This window comes from Vibrio sp. Vb1127 (assembly GCF_033338735.1).
Taxonomy (GTDB): Bacteria; Pseudomonadota; Gammaproteobacteria; order Enterobacterales; family Vibrionaceae; genus Vibrio; species Vibrio alginolyticus.
Window position 1 is genome coordinate 360,018 of record NZ_JAWOTF010000001.1, and the last position, 20,174, is coordinate 380,191.

16 protein-coding genes are annotated in these 20,174 nt (G+C 46.5%); 3 read left to right on the forward strand and 13 right to left on the reverse strand.

Features of this window, described 5'->3' with window-relative positions; genetic code table 11:
• Nucleotide 1 precedes the first annotated feature (1 nt).
• From choW to R7H07_RS01645, 13 genes are all read right to left on the reverse strand, one after another.
• Nucleotides 2–844 (reverse strand): choline ABC transporter permease subunit, encoded by an 843-nt coding sequence (choW, locus tag R7H07_RS01585; RefSeq protein WP_005392552.1) that lies wholly within the window; start codon nucleotides 842–844, stop codon nucleotides 2–4.
• Nucleotides 845–920: 76 nt separating this feature from the next.
• Entirely contained in the window at nucleotides 921–1,859 is a 939-nt protein-coding gene (locus R7H07_RS01590; protein WP_005382646.1) for a choline ABC transporter substrate-binding protein, read from the reverse strand.
• A gap of 36 nt (nucleotides 1,860–1,895) precedes the next feature.
• The gene (gene betA, locus R7H07_RS01595) at nucleotides 1,896–3,611 is read right to left on the reverse strand and encodes a choline dehydrogenase (RefSeq protein WP_005373209.1); all 1,716 of its coding nucleotides are present in this window, start codon (nucleotides 3,609–3,611) and stop codon (nucleotides 1,896–1,898) included.
• Nucleotides 3,612–3,791: 180 nt separating this feature from the next.
• Nucleotides 3,792–5,252 (reverse strand): betaine-aldehyde dehydrogenase, encoded by a 1,461-nt coding sequence (gene betB, locus R7H07_RS01600; protein ID WP_064354705.1) that lies wholly within the window; start codon nucleotides 5,250–5,252, stop codon nucleotides 3,792–3,794.
• Nucleotides 5,253–5,270: 18 nt separating this feature from the next.
• Nucleotides 5,271–5,870: a transcriptional regulator BetI gene (betI, locus tag R7H07_RS01605; protein WP_017820329.1), complete on the reverse strand. Its 600-nt coding sequence runs from the start codon at nucleotides 5,868–5,870 to the stop codon at nucleotides 5,271–5,273.
• Nucleotides 5,871–6,475: 605 nt separating this feature from the next.
• Nucleotides 6,476–8,497, reverse strand: a complete 2,022-nt coding sequence (locus R7H07_RS01610) for a diguanylate cyclase (RefSeq protein ID WP_373920862.1) — start codon at nucleotides 8,495–8,497, stop codon at nucleotides 6,476–6,478.
• A 462-nt stretch (nucleotides 8,498–8,959) separates the two neighbouring features.
• Nucleotides 8,960–9,718, reverse strand: coding sequence for an SDR family oxidoreductase (locus R7H07_RS01615; RefSeq protein ID WP_151515661.1), 759 nt, complete (start codon nucleotides 9,716–9,718; stop codon nucleotides 8,960–8,962).
• Between the two features lie 9 nt (nucleotides 9,719–9,727).
• A complete protein-coding gene (gene mmsB, locus R7H07_RS01620; RefSeq protein WP_053349198.1) occupies nucleotides 9,728–10,624 on the reverse strand; it encodes a 3-hydroxyisobutyrate dehydrogenase in 897 nt (298 codons plus the stop codon).
• Between the two features lie 19 nt (nucleotides 10,625–10,643).
• Entirely contained in the window at nucleotides 10,644–11,774 is a 1,131-nt protein-coding gene (locus R7H07_RS01625; protein ID WP_206958790.1) for an enoyl-CoA hydratase/isomerase family protein, read from the reverse strand.
• Nucleotides 11,775–11,784: 10 nt separating this feature from the next.
• Nucleotides 11,785–12,561: an enoyl-CoA hydratase gene (locus tag R7H07_RS01630; RefSeq protein WP_053809174.1), complete on the reverse strand. Its 777-nt coding sequence runs from the start codon at nucleotides 12,559–12,561 to the stop codon at nucleotides 11,785–11,787.
• A gap of 49 nt (nucleotides 12,562–12,610) precedes the next feature.
• On the reverse strand, nucleotides 12,611–13,765 hold the full coding sequence (locus tag R7H07_RS01635; protein WP_006741037.1) for an acyl-CoA dehydrogenase family protein: 1,155 nt from the start codon (nucleotides 13,763–13,765) through the stop codon (nucleotides 12,611–12,613).
• Between the two features lie 95 nt (nucleotides 13,766–13,860).
• Nucleotides 13,861–15,354 (reverse strand): CoA-acylating methylmalonate-semialdehyde dehydrogenase, encoded by a 1,494-nt coding sequence (locus R7H07_RS01640; RefSeq protein ID WP_053304725.1) that lies wholly within the window; start codon nucleotides 15,352–15,354, stop codon nucleotides 13,861–13,863.
• A 70-nt stretch (nucleotides 15,355–15,424) separates the two neighbouring features.
• Nucleotides 15,425–16,603, reverse strand: a complete 1,179-nt coding sequence (locus R7H07_RS01645; RefSeq protein WP_033906446.1) for a thiolase family protein — start codon at nucleotides 16,601–16,603, stop codon at nucleotides 15,425–15,427.
• Between the two features lie 209 nt (nucleotides 16,604–16,812).
• Between R7H07_RS01645 and R7H07_RS01650 the strand changes: the two genes are divergently transcribed.
• The 3 genes from R7H07_RS01650 (at nucleotide 16,813) to R7H07_RS01660 (ending at nucleotide 20,136) form a co-directional block, all read left to right on the forward strand.
• Nucleotides 16,813–17,199 (forward strand): MerR family transcriptional regulator, encoded by a 387-nt coding sequence (locus R7H07_RS01650; RefSeq protein ID WP_005373242.1) that lies wholly within the window; start codon nucleotides 16,813–16,815, stop codon nucleotides 17,197–17,199.
• A 45-nt stretch (nucleotides 17,200–17,244) separates the two neighbouring features.
• Nucleotides 17,245–18,414, forward strand: a complete 1,170-nt coding sequence (locus R7H07_RS01655; RefSeq protein ID WP_206958788.1) for an isovaleryl-CoA dehydrogenase — start codon at nucleotides 17,245–17,247, stop codon at nucleotides 18,412–18,414.
• Nucleotides 18,415–18,528: 114 nt separating this feature from the next.
• Nucleotides 18,529–20,136 carry a carboxyl transferase domain-containing protein gene (locus R7H07_RS01660; RefSeq protein WP_062731023.1) on the forward strand — a complete coding sequence of 536 codons (1,608 nt, stop codon included), beginning with the start codon at nucleotides 18,529–18,531 and terminating at the stop codon, nucleotides 20,134–20,136.
• Nucleotides 20,137–20,174 lie beyond the last annotated feature (38 nt).

Here is a 20,174-nt window from a genome sequence, read left to right on the forward strand (position 1 = left end):
ATTATGCCTCCTTCTGGTTTGGTGCTTTACACAAGCGATCAAGAATGATGGCAACGAGTACAATCGCTAAACCAGCTTCAAAACCTTGCGAGATGTTTACCGTATTCAGTGCGCGTACGACTGGTTTACCAAGTCCATCAGCACCAACAAGCGCCGCAATGACCACCATAGACAGAGACAACATAATGCACTGCGTAACGCCAGCCATAATACTTGGCAATGCCGCAGGTAACTCCACCTTAAACAGTAGCTTCATGCGGCTGGCACCAAATGCTTTACCCGCTTCAAGTAGCTCCTCCGGCACTTTAATAATGCCGAGGTACGTCAATCGAATTGGCGCAGCGATAGCGAAAATGATGGTCGAGATTAGACCAGGGACAATACCTAAGCCAAACAGAACCAAGGTTGGAATTAGGTAAACGAATGTCGGTACGGTCTGCATCAAATCGAGTATTGGCCGCAACAAGGTGTATAACCAAGGACGGTGCGCCGCCATAATGCCCAACGGCACGCCAATTAATACGGAAATCGTTGTCGCTGCAAACACAAGGACAAAGGTTTCCAGCATTTCTTGCCAGTAACCAAGGTTGAGAATTGCGAGTAAGGCCAACACGATAAATACGACAAGAGGAATGCTGCGATGTAAGAACCAAGCAATTGCCGCCGTCATAATGATTGGCGCTGCAGGTGGCATCCATTTAAAAATGTCCACCACGAAAAGAATGATCGTTTCAAGTGTAATAGAGATTGCATCGAAAAAACCCGATGCATTGATGGTTAACCAATCGACGCCAGTTTCCATCCATTGGCCCAACGGTAGTTTGTTGTCCGTAATAAAATTCAAAATAAAACCTTTGTGTTAATGAAGCGGGCAAAATTCTGCCCACTTTCTTTAAAAAAACGAGCTCAAATACTGCTTATTAAGCGTTTGTTTTTAAGTAGTTTGTAATAGCTGTTAGCGCATCTTGGCCATCTACCGTTTTCACGCCCTCTAGCCACGCTTCAATTTGCTCTTGGTTTGCATTCAACCATGCTTGCGCTGCTTTTGATGGCTTTTGTTTCTGGTTAAGAATCGCTTCCATCAGTTCATTTTCCATTTCTAGGTTAAACTCTAGATTTTTCACTAGCTGACCTACATTTGGACACTCAGCGAGGTAATTTTTACGTACGTTTGTGTAGACGTTCGCGCCGCCGTAGTTAGGACCGAAGAAGTCATCGCCACCCGCTAGATATTCCATTTCAACGTTACTATTCATTGGGTGCGGCGCCCAACCTAGGTACACAATCCATTGATTGCGGCGTGCGGCACGTGATACTTGAGACACCATGCCAGCTTCACTGGACTCAACTAGGCTGAAATCTTTTAGGCCGAATGCGTTGCTATCAATCATTGACTGAATTAAGCGGTTGCCATCGTTTCCTGGTTCAATGCCGTAAATGCGGTCTTTAAATTTGTCGGCATGTTTTACTAGGTCAGCGAAGTTGGTTACGCCTGCGTCATAAACGTATTTTGGAACAGCTAGCGTGTACTTTGCGCCAACGAGGTTCGCGCGTACGGTTTCAACAGTACCTGCATCACGGTATTTCGCGATATCACCTTCCATCGTTGGCATCCAGTTACCTAAGAAAATGTCGATATCGCCATTAGCCATAGAGGAGTAAGTTACAGGCACAGACAGAAGATCAGTCTTCGTTTTGTACCCCAACCCTTTAAGTAACTCTGATGTAACGGCAGTGGTCGCAGTGATGTCAGTCCAACCTACATCTGCGAAACGAACCGTTTCACATTGGTTGGCGTAAGCGCCTGTTGCTAAAGTACTTAGTGCAATTGTTGAGAAGATTTTTGTCATCTTAGACATGTTGAATTCCTTGTAATGATTACTGACTTTTTCATTTTATGAGATCGAATCGAGATCTCTTTTTGGCGGATGCATTCGTTGCATCTCTTGCCAGTCCGGTGCAATCCAAACTGGTACGTTGTTCGACGTTTCTAGGGCGTTATCCAAAATCATATCCGCGGCGCGTTCTGCCACCATAATCGTTGGCGCATTTAAATTACCGTTCGGAATGGTTGGGAAAATAGAAGAGTCCACCACACGCAAGCCTTGAATACCGCGTACTTGGCATCGCTCATTTAAGACGGCTAATGGGTCATTATCTGCGCCCATTTTGCAGGTACAAGATGGATGGTAAGCACTCTCGACGTTTTGCTTCACCCATTCATCAATCTGTTCATCCGTTGTGATGTTCAGACCGGGTTGGATCTCATCCCCACGAAACTCATCCATGGCTGGCTGATTGAGGATCTCGCGAGTAAGGCGAATACAATCACGCCAATCCTGCTTATCTTGTTCAGTGGAAATGTAGTTAAACTCAATCTTCGGCTTATCATTCGGATTCGCAGAGACAACTTCGACCGACCCGCGACTTTCTGGCTTGTTAGGTCCAACGTGCACTTGGAAACCATGACCATCAAAAGCAGCTTGCCCGTCATAACGCATTGCCGCTGGCAAGAAGTGATATTGAATATTTGGCCACTTTAGCCCTTCTCGAGAGCGGATAAATGCACACGATTCAAAGTGGTTAGTCGCACCAAGGCCTTTGCGAGTTAATATCCACTCAGTGCCAATCAAGCCCTTGCTCACCAAACCTAATTTGCTGTTGAGCGTGATAGGTTGTTTACAGTGATATTGGAAGTACACTTCTAAGTGATCTTGCAGGTTTTTACCTACTCCCTCCAACGAGTGTTTCACCTCAATGCCCGCTTTTTCTAATACTGCCTTAGGGCCAATGCCTGAAAGCTGCAACAGCTGAACGGAGCCAACCGAACCCGCACTCGAAATCACTTCATTATTCGCAAAACATTGCTGAATTGAACCTGACTTTTCAAATTCAACGCCTACCGCTTTCTTTCCTTCTGCACCAGTTTCTTCTAATAAAACTCGATGAACCGTCACCCTCTTCATTAGGGTGAAGTTTTTGCGTTTTTTAGCACGGCTTAAGTATGCATTAGAGGTCGAAGCGCGTACGCCTTTGTCGACGGTCATATGCATTGGGCCAAAGCCCTCTTGCTGATAACCGTTGTAATCTTTTGTTTCTGGGTAGCCCGCTTCTTTGCCTGCATCAATAAAAGCTTGGTACAGCGGGTTGAGCTTCATATCGTTGCCGTTACATGTGCCGACTGGACCGTGATCACCCCGATATTCATCAGCACCACCAATCCAAGACTCTGCTTTACGGAAATAAGGCAAACACGACTGATAATTCCAGCCTTTCGCGCCTTCCTCTTCCCACTGGTCAAAGTCACAAGCGTGTCCGCGAACGTAAACCATGCCGTTGATAGATGAGCTACCGCCCAGAACTTTTCCGCGAGGACAATGAAGTTGGCGACCATCCAACCCTTGCTCTTCAACCGTCTCAAACTGCCACGCGTATTTTTCAGTGTTCATCGGGTAAGAAAGCGCTGTTGGCATTTGGATAAAAATACTTTTATCCGACCCACCCGCTTCGAGTAATAGGACCGAATTTTGACCACTTTCACTTAAGCGATCCGCTAACACACAGCCGGCCGAACCCGCACCGACGATGATGTAATCGTAGTGTTGTTGCATTTTTATTCTCCTAGGAGTTAATACTCATCACCGTAGATAAGTGAACGAAATTAGCGTAGGAAAAATGCTTGAGAACAAGGCGGAAATTTTGATAAGTAGTTAACCTACAATCAAAATTGACAACGTAGTTATCGAGCATTTTAACAAGCTAAAGTGGTCAGTTATCTACTATGAGTAGTATCATTTGTAAGGGCTTTCGAAGTCGCTTAGCTGAACCAGAACACTCTTCGTTTGTGTGTAATGTTTAAGGGTTTCGACTCCGTTTTCACGGCCAACACCTGATTGCTTGTAGCCGCCAACTGGCATTTCCGCAGGTGAGTCACCCCATGTGTTCACCCAACAAATACCCGCTTGAACTTGATGGATCACACGGTGCGCACGAGATAGGTTTTGAGTAAATACACCTGCCGCTAAGCCATAATCGGTGCCATTTGCACGCGCAATCACTTCCGACTCATCGCGGAATTTCAGAACTGACATTACCGGGCCAAAGATTTCTTGTTGAACGTGGCTCATGTCATCATCGCAATCGACAAATACGGTTGGAGCAACAAAGTTACCATTAGCTAGGCCATTGTCTGTTACTTTGTAGCCGCCAGTCAGTAACGTCGCGCCACTCGCTTTCGCGGCTTCAATCGCTCCTAGAACTTTCGATTCATGATCTTTAGAGATTAGCGCGCCAATTTGCGTGTTCTCATCAAGCGGATCGCCGACGACTAACAACTCGGTTCGGGCTTTAAGCTGTGCGATAAAGTCGTCATAAATACCTTCATGGACAAATACACGTGTACCGTGCGTACAAACCTCACCTTGGGTGTAGAAGTTCGCCACCATGGCCGCAGAAACGGCATCGTTTAACTTCGCATCATCAAAAATAATCAGTGGAGACTTACCACCAAGCTCCATCGTTACTTGTTTTAGTGTCTTAGCGCTGTCACTCATGACGACTTTACCGGTGCCTGACTCACCCGTGAATGACACTTTTGCGATATCAGGATGCGCCGTTAGCATCTGTCCTACTCGGTAATCCCCTTGCACGACATTAAATACGCCATCTGGCATGCCCGCTTCTGAATAAATTTCGGCGAGCTTAAGCGCCGTTAATGGTGTTTCTTCTGATGGCTTGAAGATCATTGCGTTGCCCGCAGCCAGTGCTGGCGCCGATTTCCACATCGCAATTTGAATTGGATAATTCCAAGCGCCAATACCCGCGCAAATGCCCAATGGCTCACGACGTGTATAGAAAAACTGATCGTCGCTGAGCGGCTGCTGTTCACCTTGTAGACTTGGAGCAAGGCCAGCGTAGTACTCAAGAACATCGGCACCTGTTGTGACATCAACCGCGATAGCTTCTTGAATGGGCTTACCAGTATCTGCCACTTCCAATGCAGCCAACTCGTCATTACGCTCACGTAAAATGGCAACGGCTTTGTGTAAAATACGGCTGCGCTCAATCGCAGTCATCGCCGACCATGCAGCAAAACCTTTTTTTGCCGATTCAATCGCTGCTTGAAGATCGTCTTGGTTCGCTTGTTTAATGTTGGCCAATGGCTCACCATTCGCCGGATTGTAAGTGGTGAAGTGTTCATCTGAACACCCGTCGTACATCGCACCATTGATATAGTGTGCTTTCATTTCCATTTTGAAGACCTGTAACTTTTATATTTTTTCAGAATAAAACGTAAGTTGTTTTTCGAGATAATCGTTGATGATGATTCTCGCTCTTTCTGCATCAATGCCTTGCGGGTTGAGCGTTCCGCGCAGCCAAATTCCATCAATAAGTGATGCAATACCATGAGCAACCAATTCAGCCTGCTCTGCATTTAATAATGCTTTGAGTTCTTTTCTTAGGTGGGACAATAGACGTCGTTCGTTGACACGCTGTAAACGCTTGAGCTGCTCGTCATGCATTGAGTACGACCAAAACGCCAGCCAAGTCTTAGCAACTTGGTTTTCTGCCTGATAGCCGACAAAGTTACCGTCAATGATTGCATTAATTCTTTGGTGATGAGCATCACTTGGCAGCTCACGTAACTTCTGTGTGATAGTGGACGAAAGCTGACGCAAGATTTCTCGCATCGTTTCCTCCAGCAATCCGTGCTTACCACCGAAATAGTGGTTGATAATCCCCGTTGATACACCGGCTTCTTTGCTGATTAACGAAATACTCGCCGCGTGTAAACCGACTCTATCAATCACTGACATTGTCGCTTTCACAAGCTGCGGTTTTCTGATTTCAGGCATCCCCACCTTTGGCATTTTGCGTCCCTGTTATTTTTAATTGAACGGTTAGTTAAATATAAAATGCCTGAAAATTAATTCGAACTCAAATTATTTTTAAAGAAAAATGTTAGTAAAAAAGGATGAAAAGTTGAGGGTGTACGAAAAATCGCTCGGTAAGAACTTGTCGGGATAACTAGATTTCAGTTTAAGAACAAACAAACAAGAAAAACAAAATCAAACACTTAACTCTTTCTCTATTTTTAAAACGATGATGAACGAGTTGATTTTTGAACAACAAAAATCTGTGCCACAAAAAATTTATATCGACCACTAATCATTTCACCTGTACACGGTTTATTTGTACAAAGAATAGACACACTAGTTTGTTATAGTTTTGTAGACACAACTGGCATTCGCACTTTGAAGGTGAAGGAGGCAAAAAGAGAGGTTATGTTGAACGCCATGAATATGCGATTCGATATCCTTAAGCCATTTTTAAGTAATATCGCCAAGTGACTTTAAGATGTTAGATTCAGCGTTTTATATTCGAAGCAAGGATCTCAAAGTCACTTGGCTATCAAAGTAAATGGGAGGGATAAGTTCAGATTCATCGTGCGATGAGCCTGAACTTTTGATTTCTGTTACGCTAGCGAGCGACCTTTCACGCAGTTGCGTCCGTTCGCTTTCGCTTGATAAAGCAATTTATCGGCCTGATCGCAAAGTGATTTAAAATTCATCTCATTATCTTCAGTGGTAACGACTCCAAAACTACAGGTCACTCTCACTTCTTCTTTCTGTTCCGTAACAAAGCAATGTAGGGATAAAGCGCTACGTAAACGTTCGGCAGTAATAAGAGCGTTTTCATGGTCTGTATTGGGCATAACAACAACAAACTCTTCACCACCAAAGCGAGCAACAATGTCGTTCTCACGTACAGTTTCCTCCAACACTTTGGCAACGCCCGTTAGTACGGTATCTCCAAACACATGCCCATAGGTATCATTTACCTGCTTGAAATAATCCACATCGATTAACGCTAAAGTTACTGGCCCCGATTGTGGTTTATTTGGCACCATTTTCTGTTTATCGAGTTTGCTATCTACCCATTTATTTAAAGCTAGATAACCGTACTTGACTTGCTCGACTTGCTCAAAAACAAAGTGTTGTATCTTTTCTTGCTTAGATTGAGGTACCGGTTTCTCTTTTCGCTCACGCCTCACTTCTACTGGCTTAGTGAACCAGTCCTCTAAAAAACGGCGATTGAACAACCCTGTCAATGTGTCTGTCTTTGCGAGGCGACGCATTCTCAAACGCGAGCGATTGACGACGAGAAATACTACCGCCATCAAAAATAGAACACCGATGAGCGCAAGTAGCGCTTCACCCAATAAGTAAAAAGTACGACGGTTATTTTCTAGCTCCATACGCTGCAACACATTGTTCCAATTGAGATCTTCGTTCTCATATTCAAGTCGTTCCAACTCAAATAACGTCTGCTGGCGCTCAAGATTTTCAACTTCTCTTTGATTGCTAAATTGGATAAATTTATCGTGATAGTTACCGTAAGTTTCGAATGCTAGTTTAAAGTCATTGCTTCCCGCATAGGCCATAGCGGCGACTTTTAGTAGCTCCATTTGCTGTTGCTTGACGTATCGACTCTCTATAATCTCCGGCAGCATTGGCGCGATCATCGCTAAAAGTATTTCAAATTGCTGCTGCTCTAACATATATTCGGCTTGTAACAACTTAAATGTTGCCAAATACGCGCTAGACGTTTCTCTGTACTGTAAATTCTCCGCCAGCTTCAAGTGGTTAACCATCTTCTTTTCTTGTTTCGTCTCGCGATATAAAGCTGCAAGTTCAAGGTTAACTCGAAATCTAAAGCGTCCATCACCGATAATTTGAGCCAGCTTTAACGCTCGCTGATATGACGCTATCGCCTCTTCGTATTGGAACTGTGCTTTATGAAGTTTCGCTATCGTCAAAACGCTCAACAACTCATTGAACGACATACGCCTATCCCTAAAATAGCGATATGCTTGTTCCAAAAGCGCCTCAGATCGGTCGTAACCCTGAATTTTGACAAGTACGTCACCTAGCTCTAGTGCTGCACGTTCGACCAGCCCGTGAACACCTGAAGATTCAGCCGCATCCATGGACGACATAAGTGCAGCATAGGATTTTTTAAACTCACCTTGCTCATCGTAATAGCGTCCTTTTAGCAACAGGATTTCTGATTCAAGTTGCTTATCACCATTCTCACGCGATGTTTCCAACAAGCTATCCAACGCAGAAAGCGCGGTATCGATATCGCTCTTTCCAACCATAGTTCGCATCTGAATCAACTTAAACAGGAGATACTCATGGCTCTGTGGACGTACAAGCTCCAATCCTTTTTGAACGACACTCTGACTCTCTTCTACGCGCCCTAGCAGCTCTAAAACCGTGGCCTTGGCAAGCCAGTAACGCACCAACAGCGCTGTTGGTTGGTTTTGTAGTAAAGACTCTTCTTCTAACGCTTCAATCAAAGCTAAAGAACTCTGAGGTAATGCGTAAATTTGATTTTCGATGCCTTCTAACGACTGTAAAAACTTACCTTCCTGTTCCACCTTTTCTGTGGAGGCCTGAACAGAAAAACACAGACACCCCAATAATAGCGGCATCGTCCTAAGCGAATGAAATAGTGACATTATTGCTCTTCCCTAATGGGTAGTTACTTCAGTGTAATTGAGAATTCTGATTATTTATTATTAAGACAACTGAAGGTTATTCAGTCAGCCTCATATTCCCATGTATTTTGCGCTGAATAATAAATCACCATCTTTAGATGCCGAAATAGTTTTCGGTTACAATATGACCAATAAGAATGTTTTTTACACACCAAGAATGACGATCTCGTTAGTGAGACAAAAGATCGTCTTAGTTGTGAGTTGATACATTTACATGACAAGCAATATAGAACTAACCATTCACATTAGAAATAGAATCAATTTTTATACCGTTCGATGAGATAGCAGTCGACCATGCATCCAATACATTTTTCAGATAGAAGCAATAAAAGAAAGGAGAAAATGGAAGGAAGCGGACAATCAAACTCGCTCCCCTTTTTTATGTTGCAGAAGGGGTTACATTCGCATTCCGCCATCGACTTCGAACACTCTTCCGGTCACGAATTCGTTGGTTAACACGTATTTTATGGTCGATGAAATTTCATCCGCCAAACCTAAACGTCCAACCGGAATCATTCCGATTAAACGTTCCATCGCTTCAGGTTTTATTTGGTCTGTCATGGCAGTTTTGATGACACCCGGAGCAATCGCCACTGAGCGAATTCCGAAACGCCCTAACTCTTTCGCCCACACCGTTGCCATGGTGGCTACCGCCGCTTTAGATGCTGAATAGTTGGTTTGACCAATATTCCCGGCACGCGCAACGCTGGATATGTTGATCAGAACCCCTTTGCTATCGGTGTTCAGCATTACCTTGCTCGCTTCACGGCCACACAGGAAAGTGCCTGTTACATTCACATCTAGAACAGACTGAAATTGTTCCAGCGACATCGTGTTAACCTGACCATCTTTGACTTTAATGAACATACCATCACGCATAATACCTGCGTTATTGATAACGCCATTGAGCTGCTTGAAATCTACCTCAATTTGCTCAAAAGCAGTGCATACCTGCTGTTCGTCAGTCACGTTCGTCACATAAAAACGAGCGGTAACGCCGAGAGATTCACATTCCGCTTTCGTTTCAGCCAGTTGCTCTGAATTGAGGTCGATAAGCGCAAGATGAACGCCATTTTCCGCCAGTGACAGTGCCATTTGTTTACCCAGCCCCTGCCCTGCCCCCGTGATCGCAATAACCTTATTTGCTAGATCCATACGCACTCCTTAGGCCTGATTTTGCTTTTGGTAGAACTCAAACAAGCTTGAGAAATCTTTTTGCCCGTTGCCCTGACCGTTGTGAAAATTAAACAGGTTACGAGCCAAGCTGCCCATTGGCGTTGATGTTTGACTGGCAACCGCCGCTTCCATCGCAAGACCCAGATCTTTAGCCATTAACTGGCTCATAAAGCCGCCTTGATAACCATTGCTTGCAGGCGTATTTTCCATCACACCTGGACAAGGGTTATAAAGCTCTAGCGCCCAGTTACGCCCTGAACTTTGCAACATGATGTCGGAAAGCACTTTGGGATCGAGTCCGTTTTCCATCCCTAAATTGAGTGCTTCACAGGTGCCGCTCATCAAAATGCCCAACATCATGTTATTGCAGATCTTCGCGACCTGACCAGCTCCAACATCGCCCGCATGGAAGATGTTTTTACCCATGTGGCTAAGCACCGCTTTGGCTTGAACAAAGTTCTCTTGTGAGCCGCCAACAATGAAAGTTAACGTACCTGCTGCTGCGCCCGCAACGCCACCAGATACTGGTGCATCAACAAAACTGATACCAAGTTGCGATGCTTTTTCGCCAACCAAACGAGCAGTCGCCGGATCGATGGTGGATGAATCAATCAGCAAGGTGCCTGATTCGACGCTATCTAAGATGCCATCTTGACCAAGATAAACGCTTTGAACGTGTTGGCTCGCTGGCAGCATAGTGACAACCACCTCCACACCTTGTACTGCCTGCTGAACGGAATCGGCACTTGAAGCGCCCAATGCGGTCAACTCCTCAACTGCGCTTGGGTTCAAATCAAATACTTCGACATTCAAGCCCGCTTTGAGTAGATTCTTAGCCATAGGCGCACCCATGTTACCAAGGCCAATAAATGCAATTTTGTCCATATCGTATTTCTTCCTTGTACTAAAGTGCCACTATAGCTACCGACGATGCGGTCAGTGGGTATTCTGCTGAGTCAATTGGCGAGAAGAAGCGCTCCAAAACTTGTGGCGTTACGTCAGAAACCGTGCGATGTTGCCAAGTCGGTTGATTGGTTTTATCAATAATCAGCGCACGAACCCCTTCTCTAAAATCACCTTCTAAGCCACAACGTAGTGTTAGGTTAAATTCCATATCAAAACACGCTTTCAAAGAGAGGTTTTGATACTGCGTTAACTGCTGATAAGTGATACTGAGCGACAACGGACTGCCATAGTTCAGTGACTTCTGCGCATTGACGAACCACTTGTTATCAACGTTAGCACGGCTGATTGAATCAACAATTGACGCTAAGTCACCCGAACATAACTGCTCAATCAATTCCGCATAGGGCATCAACATCCCTTCGGTTGGCTCGTCCACGTGTACCGAACGCAGCGTAGTGGCGATTTTTTCGTTGATGTTCGCTTCACCTTTCCAACTTACCGATGCAAGCAGATCCAGCAGCACTTGCTTGTTTTCTGGCTGTGCAATCCATTGGCTTAACCCCAACGCTTTCATATCTGTTGCGTTAATTTGACAAGCAGTCAAACTTAAGAACAGTGCCAAATGTTTTGGCAACTGGTTTAGGAAGTACGTCGCACCTACATCTGGGTAAAGGCCAATTTTAATCTCTGGCATTGCAAAGCGTGTGGTCGTTTCTGCAACGCGATGGCTAGCACCCATAAATAATCCCACACCGCCGCCCATCAAATAACCATGTCCCCACGCGATGATCGGTTTTGGATAAGTATGAATAAGATGATCACAGCGATATTCGAGGTCAAAGAAGGTTTCCATCGCTGAAAACGCAGAATCAAAATCTTGCTCTTTGTTTTCAAGTGCACGGTAGATCGCTTGAATATCGCCACCAGCACAAAACGCTTTTTCACCTTGAGCATGCAAGAATACCGCGACGACGCTGTCGTCCGTTTGCCATTCACTAAGCTGTTTGTACAACTTCTCAATCATCACGTAACTCAACGCGTTGAGAGCAGCTGGATTATCAAGCTCCAGCACACCAATAACAGAGCCATCAGCGCACGTAAGCTTTGAAACATTTACTGTACCTGTCATTTGGCCTCCGCTAGCTGTTTGTCCATTGTGGCTTGCGCTTTTGCAAAAACGCATTCACACCCTCAGTCTGATCTTGTGTATTGAACAGCTGTAAAAACAGTTCACGCTCTAAAACCAATCCAGCTGCGTGAGTTTGGCTGCGTCGACCTTGAATGAGCGTTTTGCACGCAGAAATGGATTTCGGTGATTGGCCCGCAACACGCTGTGCTAGCTCCATAGCCGCTTCGAGTGCTTGACCTTTCGCCACCACCTCTTCGACTAAACCAATTTTTTCCGCTCGCTCGGCCGTCACACGCTCGCCACACAGGATCATACGCTTCGCCCAACCTTCACCTACCAACGCGGTCAGGTTTTGCGTCCCTCCCGCACACGGCAACAAACCTACCGATGCTTCAGGAAGTGCCATTTGTACTTGTTCTTCTGCGATACGAATGTCACACGCCATCGCCACTTCCAGACCGCCGCCCATCGCATAGCCATTAATCGCTGCGATAGAAACCCCATCGAATGCAGAAAGCGCTTCAAACGCTTCACCAAATGCGAACGCCATGTCTGCTGCTTGTGATTTATCACCCGATGCAAAGTTATTAAGATCTGCTCCAGCAGAGAAGAATTTCTCGCCTTCGCCTGTTAATACCAACGCATAAATGGAGCGATCATTACTGAGTTCAATCGCCAACTCTTTTAGCTGATTCAAAGATTCAAGCGTCCAGGTGTTTGCTGGCGGGTTACTAATCGTGAGCTTGGCAATGTGCGCTTCACGCTCTAGTTTGATTTGTGCCGTCATAATCTTTCAGTCCTTTTTAATTTCTTTAGGTAAGGCTGTGTCTCGCTGACTAAAGCAGCTCAACGCCTTCCGTTAGTAATCGTCTTGCGACGATCAGACGCATGATTTCGTTGGTACCTTCAAGGATTTGGTGAACACGAACGTCTCGGAAATGGCGCTCGACTGGATATTCTTTGATGTAGCCATAGCCACCGTGAATTTGCAGCGCCTGATCGCAGACTTTAAAGCCCACATCAGTAGCAAAGCGTTTTGCCATGGCACAGTACGCACTTTTTTCTGCGTGCTGGGCATCGAGTTTAGCGGCAGCGAGTCGCACCATTTGACGCGCAGCGACCAGCTCAGTCGCCATATCAGCAAGCTTGAACTGCAACGCTTGAAATTGCGCCAGTGAACGGCCGAACTGTTTGCGTTCGTTCATGTATTGCTTGGCTTCGTTCAGTGCTTGTTGCGCAGTACCGACGGAACACGTGGCGATATTGATTCGACCACCATCAAGGCCAAGCATGGCGAACTTAAAGCCTTCTCCCTCTTCACCCAACAGATAGTCAGCCGGAATGCGGACATTTTCGAAGGTAATCATGCGAGTTGGCTGGCAGTTCCAACCCATTTTGGCTTCTTTTTTACCGTAGCTAATGCCTTCGCAATCAGCAGGAACAACGAATGCAGAAACGCCACTCGCTCCTTCACCACAGGAACGCGCCATCACGACTAATACATCTGTATCACCGGCACCCGAGATAAACACTTTTGCGCCATTGAGAACAAACTCATCGCCATCACGCACTGCGCTAGTCGTTAGAGAAGCGGCGTCAGAGCCGGCATTAGGTTCGGTTAAACAGTAGGAAGCGAGCTTTTCACCCGAAATTAGATCCGCGCTAAATTGCTGCGCCACTTCGGCTTTGGCAAAGCTGGTGATCATCCACGTCGCCATGTTGTGAATGGTCATAAACGCAGTAGTCGCGGTACAACCCATAGCCAACTGCTCGAAAATGATCGCCGCATCCAAACGAGATAACCCCAAGCCACCGTGCTCTGGTGGCGTGTAGATACTCAAAAAGCCCAGCTCACCCGCCTGACGCAGTACATCTTTAGGGAAGTGATGGTTTTCATCCCACTCGGCCGCGTGCGGCGCTAACATTTGGTCTGCAAACTGCTTTGCTACTTCGGCAAACGCGAGTTGATCTTCGTTTAATTCAAAATCCATCTTGAAGTCCTAAGGTCTAATTCGTTGCATTTGTATCCGAGCCAAGCCCTCTAAAAGGATGAAGGGCTTGGCTAGAGGTGTCGCTAATCCAGTAATTAGCTAAGTTGAATAGTCATGTTTGGACCGCTTGGAATGTCATCTTCAAACCAACGCGCGGTGACAGTTTTCGTCTCGGTGTAGAAGCGAACCGCTTGTTTACCGTAAGCATGCAGGTCGCCGTAGAAGCTGCCTTTCCACCCAGTAAATGAGAAAAATGGCAATGGCACCGGAATCGGCACGTTGATGCCTACGTTACCTACTTCGATATTGTGTTGATACTTTCTCGCGGCAGCGCCGTTCGCCGTAAAAATAGACGTACCATTACCAAAGCGGTTTGCATTGATCAGTTCAATCGCTTCATCTAGGTCATCCACTTCCATAGTTAACAGCACAGGCCCGAAAATTTCTTCCTGATAAATCGACATGTCTGTGGTCACGTTGGTAAACAGTGTTGGCCCCACCCAGTTACCGTTCGGAAAGCCAGGCACTTGGCAGTCTGTCCCGTCCAGAACACAATTCGCGCCTGACGCTTTGCCTTCATTAATCAGATTCACCACTCGCTGCTTCGCTTGAGGGCTAATCAGCGGACCATAACCAGCGGTTTCATCATCCCACGCGCCAGGCTGAACCTGAGCTAACGCCTCTTTAAGCTCTGGAATCCATTCTTTGGTTTCGCCGACAAATACGGCAACCGAAATAGCCATACAGCGTTGGCCTGCAGCACCAACTGACGCGCCAACTAGGTTATTGATGACTTGCTGTTTGTTTGCATCCGGCATGATGACCATGTGGTTCTTAGCACCTGCAAATGACTGCACGCGTTTCAGGTTGTCTGTACCTGTTTTGTAGATGTACTCACCAACGGGCACAGAGCCAACAAAAGAGATCGCACGAACAACTGGATCAGTCAGAATGCGGTCGACTTGCTCTTTGGTCCCGTGAACAACTTGCAATACGCCTTTTGGTGCGCCAGCTTGTTCAAACAGCTCCGCCAGTTTCATTGCCGTTAGTGGCACTTGCTCTGACGGCTTCAAAACAAAGGTGTTGCCACAAGCGATCGCCATCGGGAACATCCACAATGGGATCATCGCAGGGAAGTTAAACGGTGTAATGCCAGCACAAACGCCGAGCGGTTGAATGTAAGAGTAACCATCAATATTGGTCGCGACGTTCTCAACCGTTTCGCCCATCATTGAGCTACAAATGTTTGCAGCTTGCTCTACCACTTCAATTCCGCGCCAAATGTCACCCTTTGCATCCGCGAGGGTTTTGCCTGTCTCACTTGAAAGCAGTATCGCCAACTCATCGTGTTGCTCTTTTAACAGATGTTGGTAGCGCAACATCAATCTAGCACGCTCCGGCGCTGCAACTTCTTTCCAGCGTTTGAACGTTTCTGTTGCGCTGGCAATCGCCGCATTCATTTCCGATTCCGTGGCACAAGGTACTTGTGCAATCACTTCGTTGGTTGCCGGGTTGGTTACATCTAGCCATTGTTTTGAATCGGAGATGGCAAATTCACCACCGATATACTGCTTTACTTGTTCTGTCATGATGACATCCTTGTATTTTTCAGCTTGTTACTGACTACTGTTATGTAAGTGAAACTTTGTTGAGAGTGATTTAGCAGATTTCAATCGCGATAGCGGTAGCTTCGCCGCCGCCAATACAAAGCGATGCAACGCCACGCTTACCACCAGTTTGTTTTAGCGCATGAATCAAAGTGACAAGGATTCGATTGCCACTTGCGCCTATTGGATGCCCCAGCGCACAAGCCCCTCCGCGAGGGTTCACTTTGCTCTCGTTCAGTTCGAGAGCTTTCACCGCGTATTGAGTCACGACAGCAAAAGCTTCATTGATTTCCCAAAGGTCCACGTCTGATTTGTCCCAGCCCGTTTTTTCCAGCAGCGATTCAATCGCGAAGACTGGTGCGATGGTGAACTCATCAGGCTGTCTTGCATGCGTGCTGTACGCGACAATTTTGGCTAGAGGCTGAAGGTTTTCCTGACGACCAAACTCACTATCGACTAAGATCATTGCCGACGCACCATCCGAAATGGAACTAGAGTTTGCTGCGGTTACGCCGCCATCTTTGGCAAACGCAGGGCGTAAGGTAGGAATTTTAGTGACGTCGAGTTTGCTCGGTTGCTCATCATCTACAACCAAGGTTTCGCCGCGTCGACTTTTTACGTTAACGGGCACGATCTCTTCTTTGAACAAACCTTGTTCGATTGCTTGCTGCGCACGAGTCACCGACTGCTGCGCCCAGGCATCCATACTTTCACGGCTGAACTGATACTTTTGCGCCGTCTGTTCTGCAAAGACACCCATCAGCTCGCCTTGGTAGGCATCCTGCAAACCGTCATAAAACATGTGATCAAGCACTTGCTCGTGACCTAAACGGAAACCATCACGCGCTTTCTTTAATAGATAAGGAGAAGACGACATGTTTTCCATGCCACCAGCGATGACAGCATGCGCATTACCAGATTGAATAAGGTCATATGCCAGCATCACGGTTTTCATACCCGATCCACAAACTTTGTTCAGTGTCGTACAACCAATCGATTGTGGCATTTCAGCTTTAAGGCTTGCTTGTCTTGCAGGCGCTTGCCCCACACCGGCGGGTAAAACGCACCCCATCAACACTTCGTCTATTTTGTGCACATCGAGTTGGCTTTCGGCTAGCGCCCCTTGAATGGCTTTCGCACCGAGTTCCGTGACATCTGTTGAAGCTAATGCACCTTGAAAAGAGCCGATAGGCGTTCGCTTAGCGGCAACAATCCATGTTTCATTTTTCATTCCATTAACCTTTTGTTGACGTTTACGTCATAACTATACTAACATTTACGTTAACGTCAAGTTTGAGATTATTGTTTGTTCGAGTGACTCTTTGATTTTGAGTAAATGCGAGTGATATCAAGGCTCAAGAGTGGATGTTGTTTGTTTACTTTAACGTTAACGAATTGTATATTCATGTGAATGTTATACGAAAGTCGTAAGGTTAAGGAATGAACACATTTAAGATCAGCGAGCTCGCGAAAGAGTTCGACATTACTACTCGAAGCATTCGCTTCTACGAAGATTTAGGTCTCCTAACTCCAGAACGTAAAGGCAACACTCGAATCTACAATGGTCGTGATCGAATTCGACTAAAACTGATTTTGCGAGGTAAGCGATTGGGCTTTTCTCTTGCAGATATCAAAGAGTTATTTGAACTCTACGATACCGATCAAAGTACTGAGCAGTTGAACTATATGATTCGGTTGATCGAAGAGAAGAAGGCAGCATTGCAACAGCAAGCAAACGACATTCAAGCGGTAATGATGGAGTTAAATGCTGCGCAGTTGCGATGCCAAAACACACTGAGATCCATGAAAGGCGAAAAAGTCACCTAACACCTCAACTCTGGGATGTAGGTGACGTAAAGGCAAGGACACGCAATGAAATCTACCTACTCTTCCCTGAACTTTGTTTATGACGAAAATACCGATTTGCTTCGCGAGCAAATCAATAGTTTTGCTGCAAGAGAAATTGCGCCGCTAGCGCAATCTATCGACCAAACTAACGACTTTCCAAACCATCTTTGGTCCAAATTAGGTGACATGGGTCTTTTAGGTGTGACCACCAGCGAAGAGTTTGGTGGTGCAGGCATGGACTATCTCGCCCACGTTATCGCTATGGAAGAAATCAGCCGAGCATCCGCTTCGGTTGCGTTAAGTTACGGCGCTCACTCCAACCTTTGCGTCAACCAAATCCACCGTAACGGCACACAAGCGCAAAAAGAGAAATACCTACCTAAGCTCATCTCCGGTGAACATATCGGCGCCCTTGCTATGAGTGAACCCGGCGCCGGCTCTGATGTGGTCTCTATGCAGCTTAAAGCCGAACGTAAAGGCGATATTTTCCTGCTAAACGGCAACAAAATGTGGATCACCAACGGCCCTGATGCACACACCTATGTTGTCTACGCAAAAACCGACCCAAGCCAGCACTCCAAAGGCATCACGGCATTTATTGTGGAACGCGGATTCCCTGGATTTACTCAAGCACAAAAACTCGACAAGTTGGGTATGCGCGGCTCGAATACGTGTGAGCTGGTCTTCCAAAACTGCGAAGTCCCTGCGGAAAATATTCTCGGCGAAGAAAACCAAGGCGTGAAAGTATTGATGAGCGGCCTCGACTACGAGCGTGTGGTGCTTGCAGGCGGCCCACTTGGCATCATGCAGGCGTGTATGGATATCGTTGTGCCTTACATTCACGACCGTAAACAGTTCGGTAAATCCATCGGTGAATTCCAGCTAGTTCAAGCAAAAATCGCGGATATGTACACACAAATGAATGCCGCTAAAGCGTATGTTTACGCCGTCGCTGCCGCTTGTGATCGTGGTGAAACCACACGTAAAGATTCTGCTGGCGCGATCCTCTACAGCGCAGAGCTGGCAACCAAGATGGCACTGGATGCGATTCAACTACTTGGCGGTAACGGCTACATCAACGAGTTTGATACGGGCCGTTTGTTGCGAGATGCCAAGCTGTATGAAATCGGTGCGGGCACTTCAGAAATTCGCCGCATGCTTATTGGTCGCGAATTGTTTAACGAAAGCGCCTAATCAACATACCTAGGCGTTCTGAATCTAAATAAATTCCTTATTCAACCTAAATCTTATTCAACATAGATAAAGGCGGGTGGTGTCACCCGTCTACCGAATGGAGATCGGCTATTTATGGCTTGTTTGACGACCAATATTAATACCCACTCAGAGCAGTATCAGGAAAACTACCGCTCTATGGCGTCACTTGTAGATCAACTTTATACCGTGACTGCCCAAATAGAAGATGGTGGCGGTGAGAAAGCCCGCGAGCATCAGCAGAAGAAAGGCAAACTTCCGGTACGTGAGCGCATTCTTGCCCTACTCGACCCTGGTTCGTCCTTTCTAGAAATTGGTCAATTTGCTGGCTGGGATGTGTATCCAGATTACGTTCCATGTGCTGGAGTGGTTGCCGGTGTGGGTGTAATTGACGGCAATGAGTGCATGATCGTCGCGAACGACGTGACGGTAAAAGGCGGCAGTTACTACCCACTCACCGTGAAAAAGCACTTAAGAGCACAAGAAATTGCAGAAAAATGCCAACTGCCGTGTGTTTACTTAGTCGACTCTGGCGGCGCTAACCTACCCCGCCAAGATGAGGTATTCCCAGATAAAGACCATTTTGGCCGTATTTTCTACAACCAAGCCCGTATGTCGGCCAAAGGCATTCCACAAATTGCGGTGGTCATGGGGCTATGTACCGCTGGCGGCGCTTATATTCCTGCGATGTGTGATGTTTCCATCATAGTCAAAGAACAAGGTACGATTTTCTTGGCAGGTCCACCTCTTGTAAAAGCAGCGACAGGTGAAGAAGTCAGCGCGGAAGATCTTGGTGGCGCAGACGTTCACTGTCGCACCTCTGGTGTGGCGGACTATTACGCAGAAAATGATCACCACGCGTTAGAGTTGGCAAGACAAGCGGTTTCACAAATCAACCACTTGAAACCCGTTCAACTCAAGCAAAAAGCACCTCAGGAACCACGTTTTCCTGCCCAAGAGCTGTACGGCATCGTCGGAACCGATCTTAAAAAGCCGTTTGATGTTAAAGAGGTCATTGCCCGAATTGTTGATGATTCCCAGTTCGATGAATTTAAAGCCTTGTTCGGCGAAACCTTGGTCTGTGGCTTTGCCCATATTCACGGTATGCCGATTGGCATTGTCGCTAACAACGGCATTCTATTTTCGGAATCAGCACAAAAAGGCGCGCATTTTATTGAGCTGTGCGCACAACGCAAAATTCCTCTGCTCTTCTTGCAGAACATCACGGGCTTTATGGTCGGTCAGAAGTACGAAGCCGAAGGCATCGCCAAACATGGTGCGAAAATGGTAACTGCTGTTGCGTGTGCAGACGTGCCGAAGTTTACCGTGGTTATTGGTGGATCGTATGGCGCAGGAAACTACGGCATGTGTGGCCGCGCTTATGATCCAACCATGATGTGGATGTGGCCAAACGCGCGCATCTCCGTCATGGGTGGAGAGCAAGCGGCTGGCGTGATGGCGCAAGTGACCCGCGATATCAAAACTCGCAAAGGTGAAAGCTGGAGCGCGGAGGAAGAAGAAGCGTTCAAACGTCCAATTGCGGAGCAATATCAGACTCAAAGCCATGCGTATTACGCCAGTGCTCGCCTGTGGGACGATGGCATTATTGATCCTGCAAAAACCCGTGATGTTGTCGGCATTGCTCTGTCTGCTGCGCTTAATGCGCCGATACCAGACAGCAAATTTGGCATCTTCCGTATGTAGTCGGATGCAAGGCAAACCTTAACTCCTCGCAAACACCG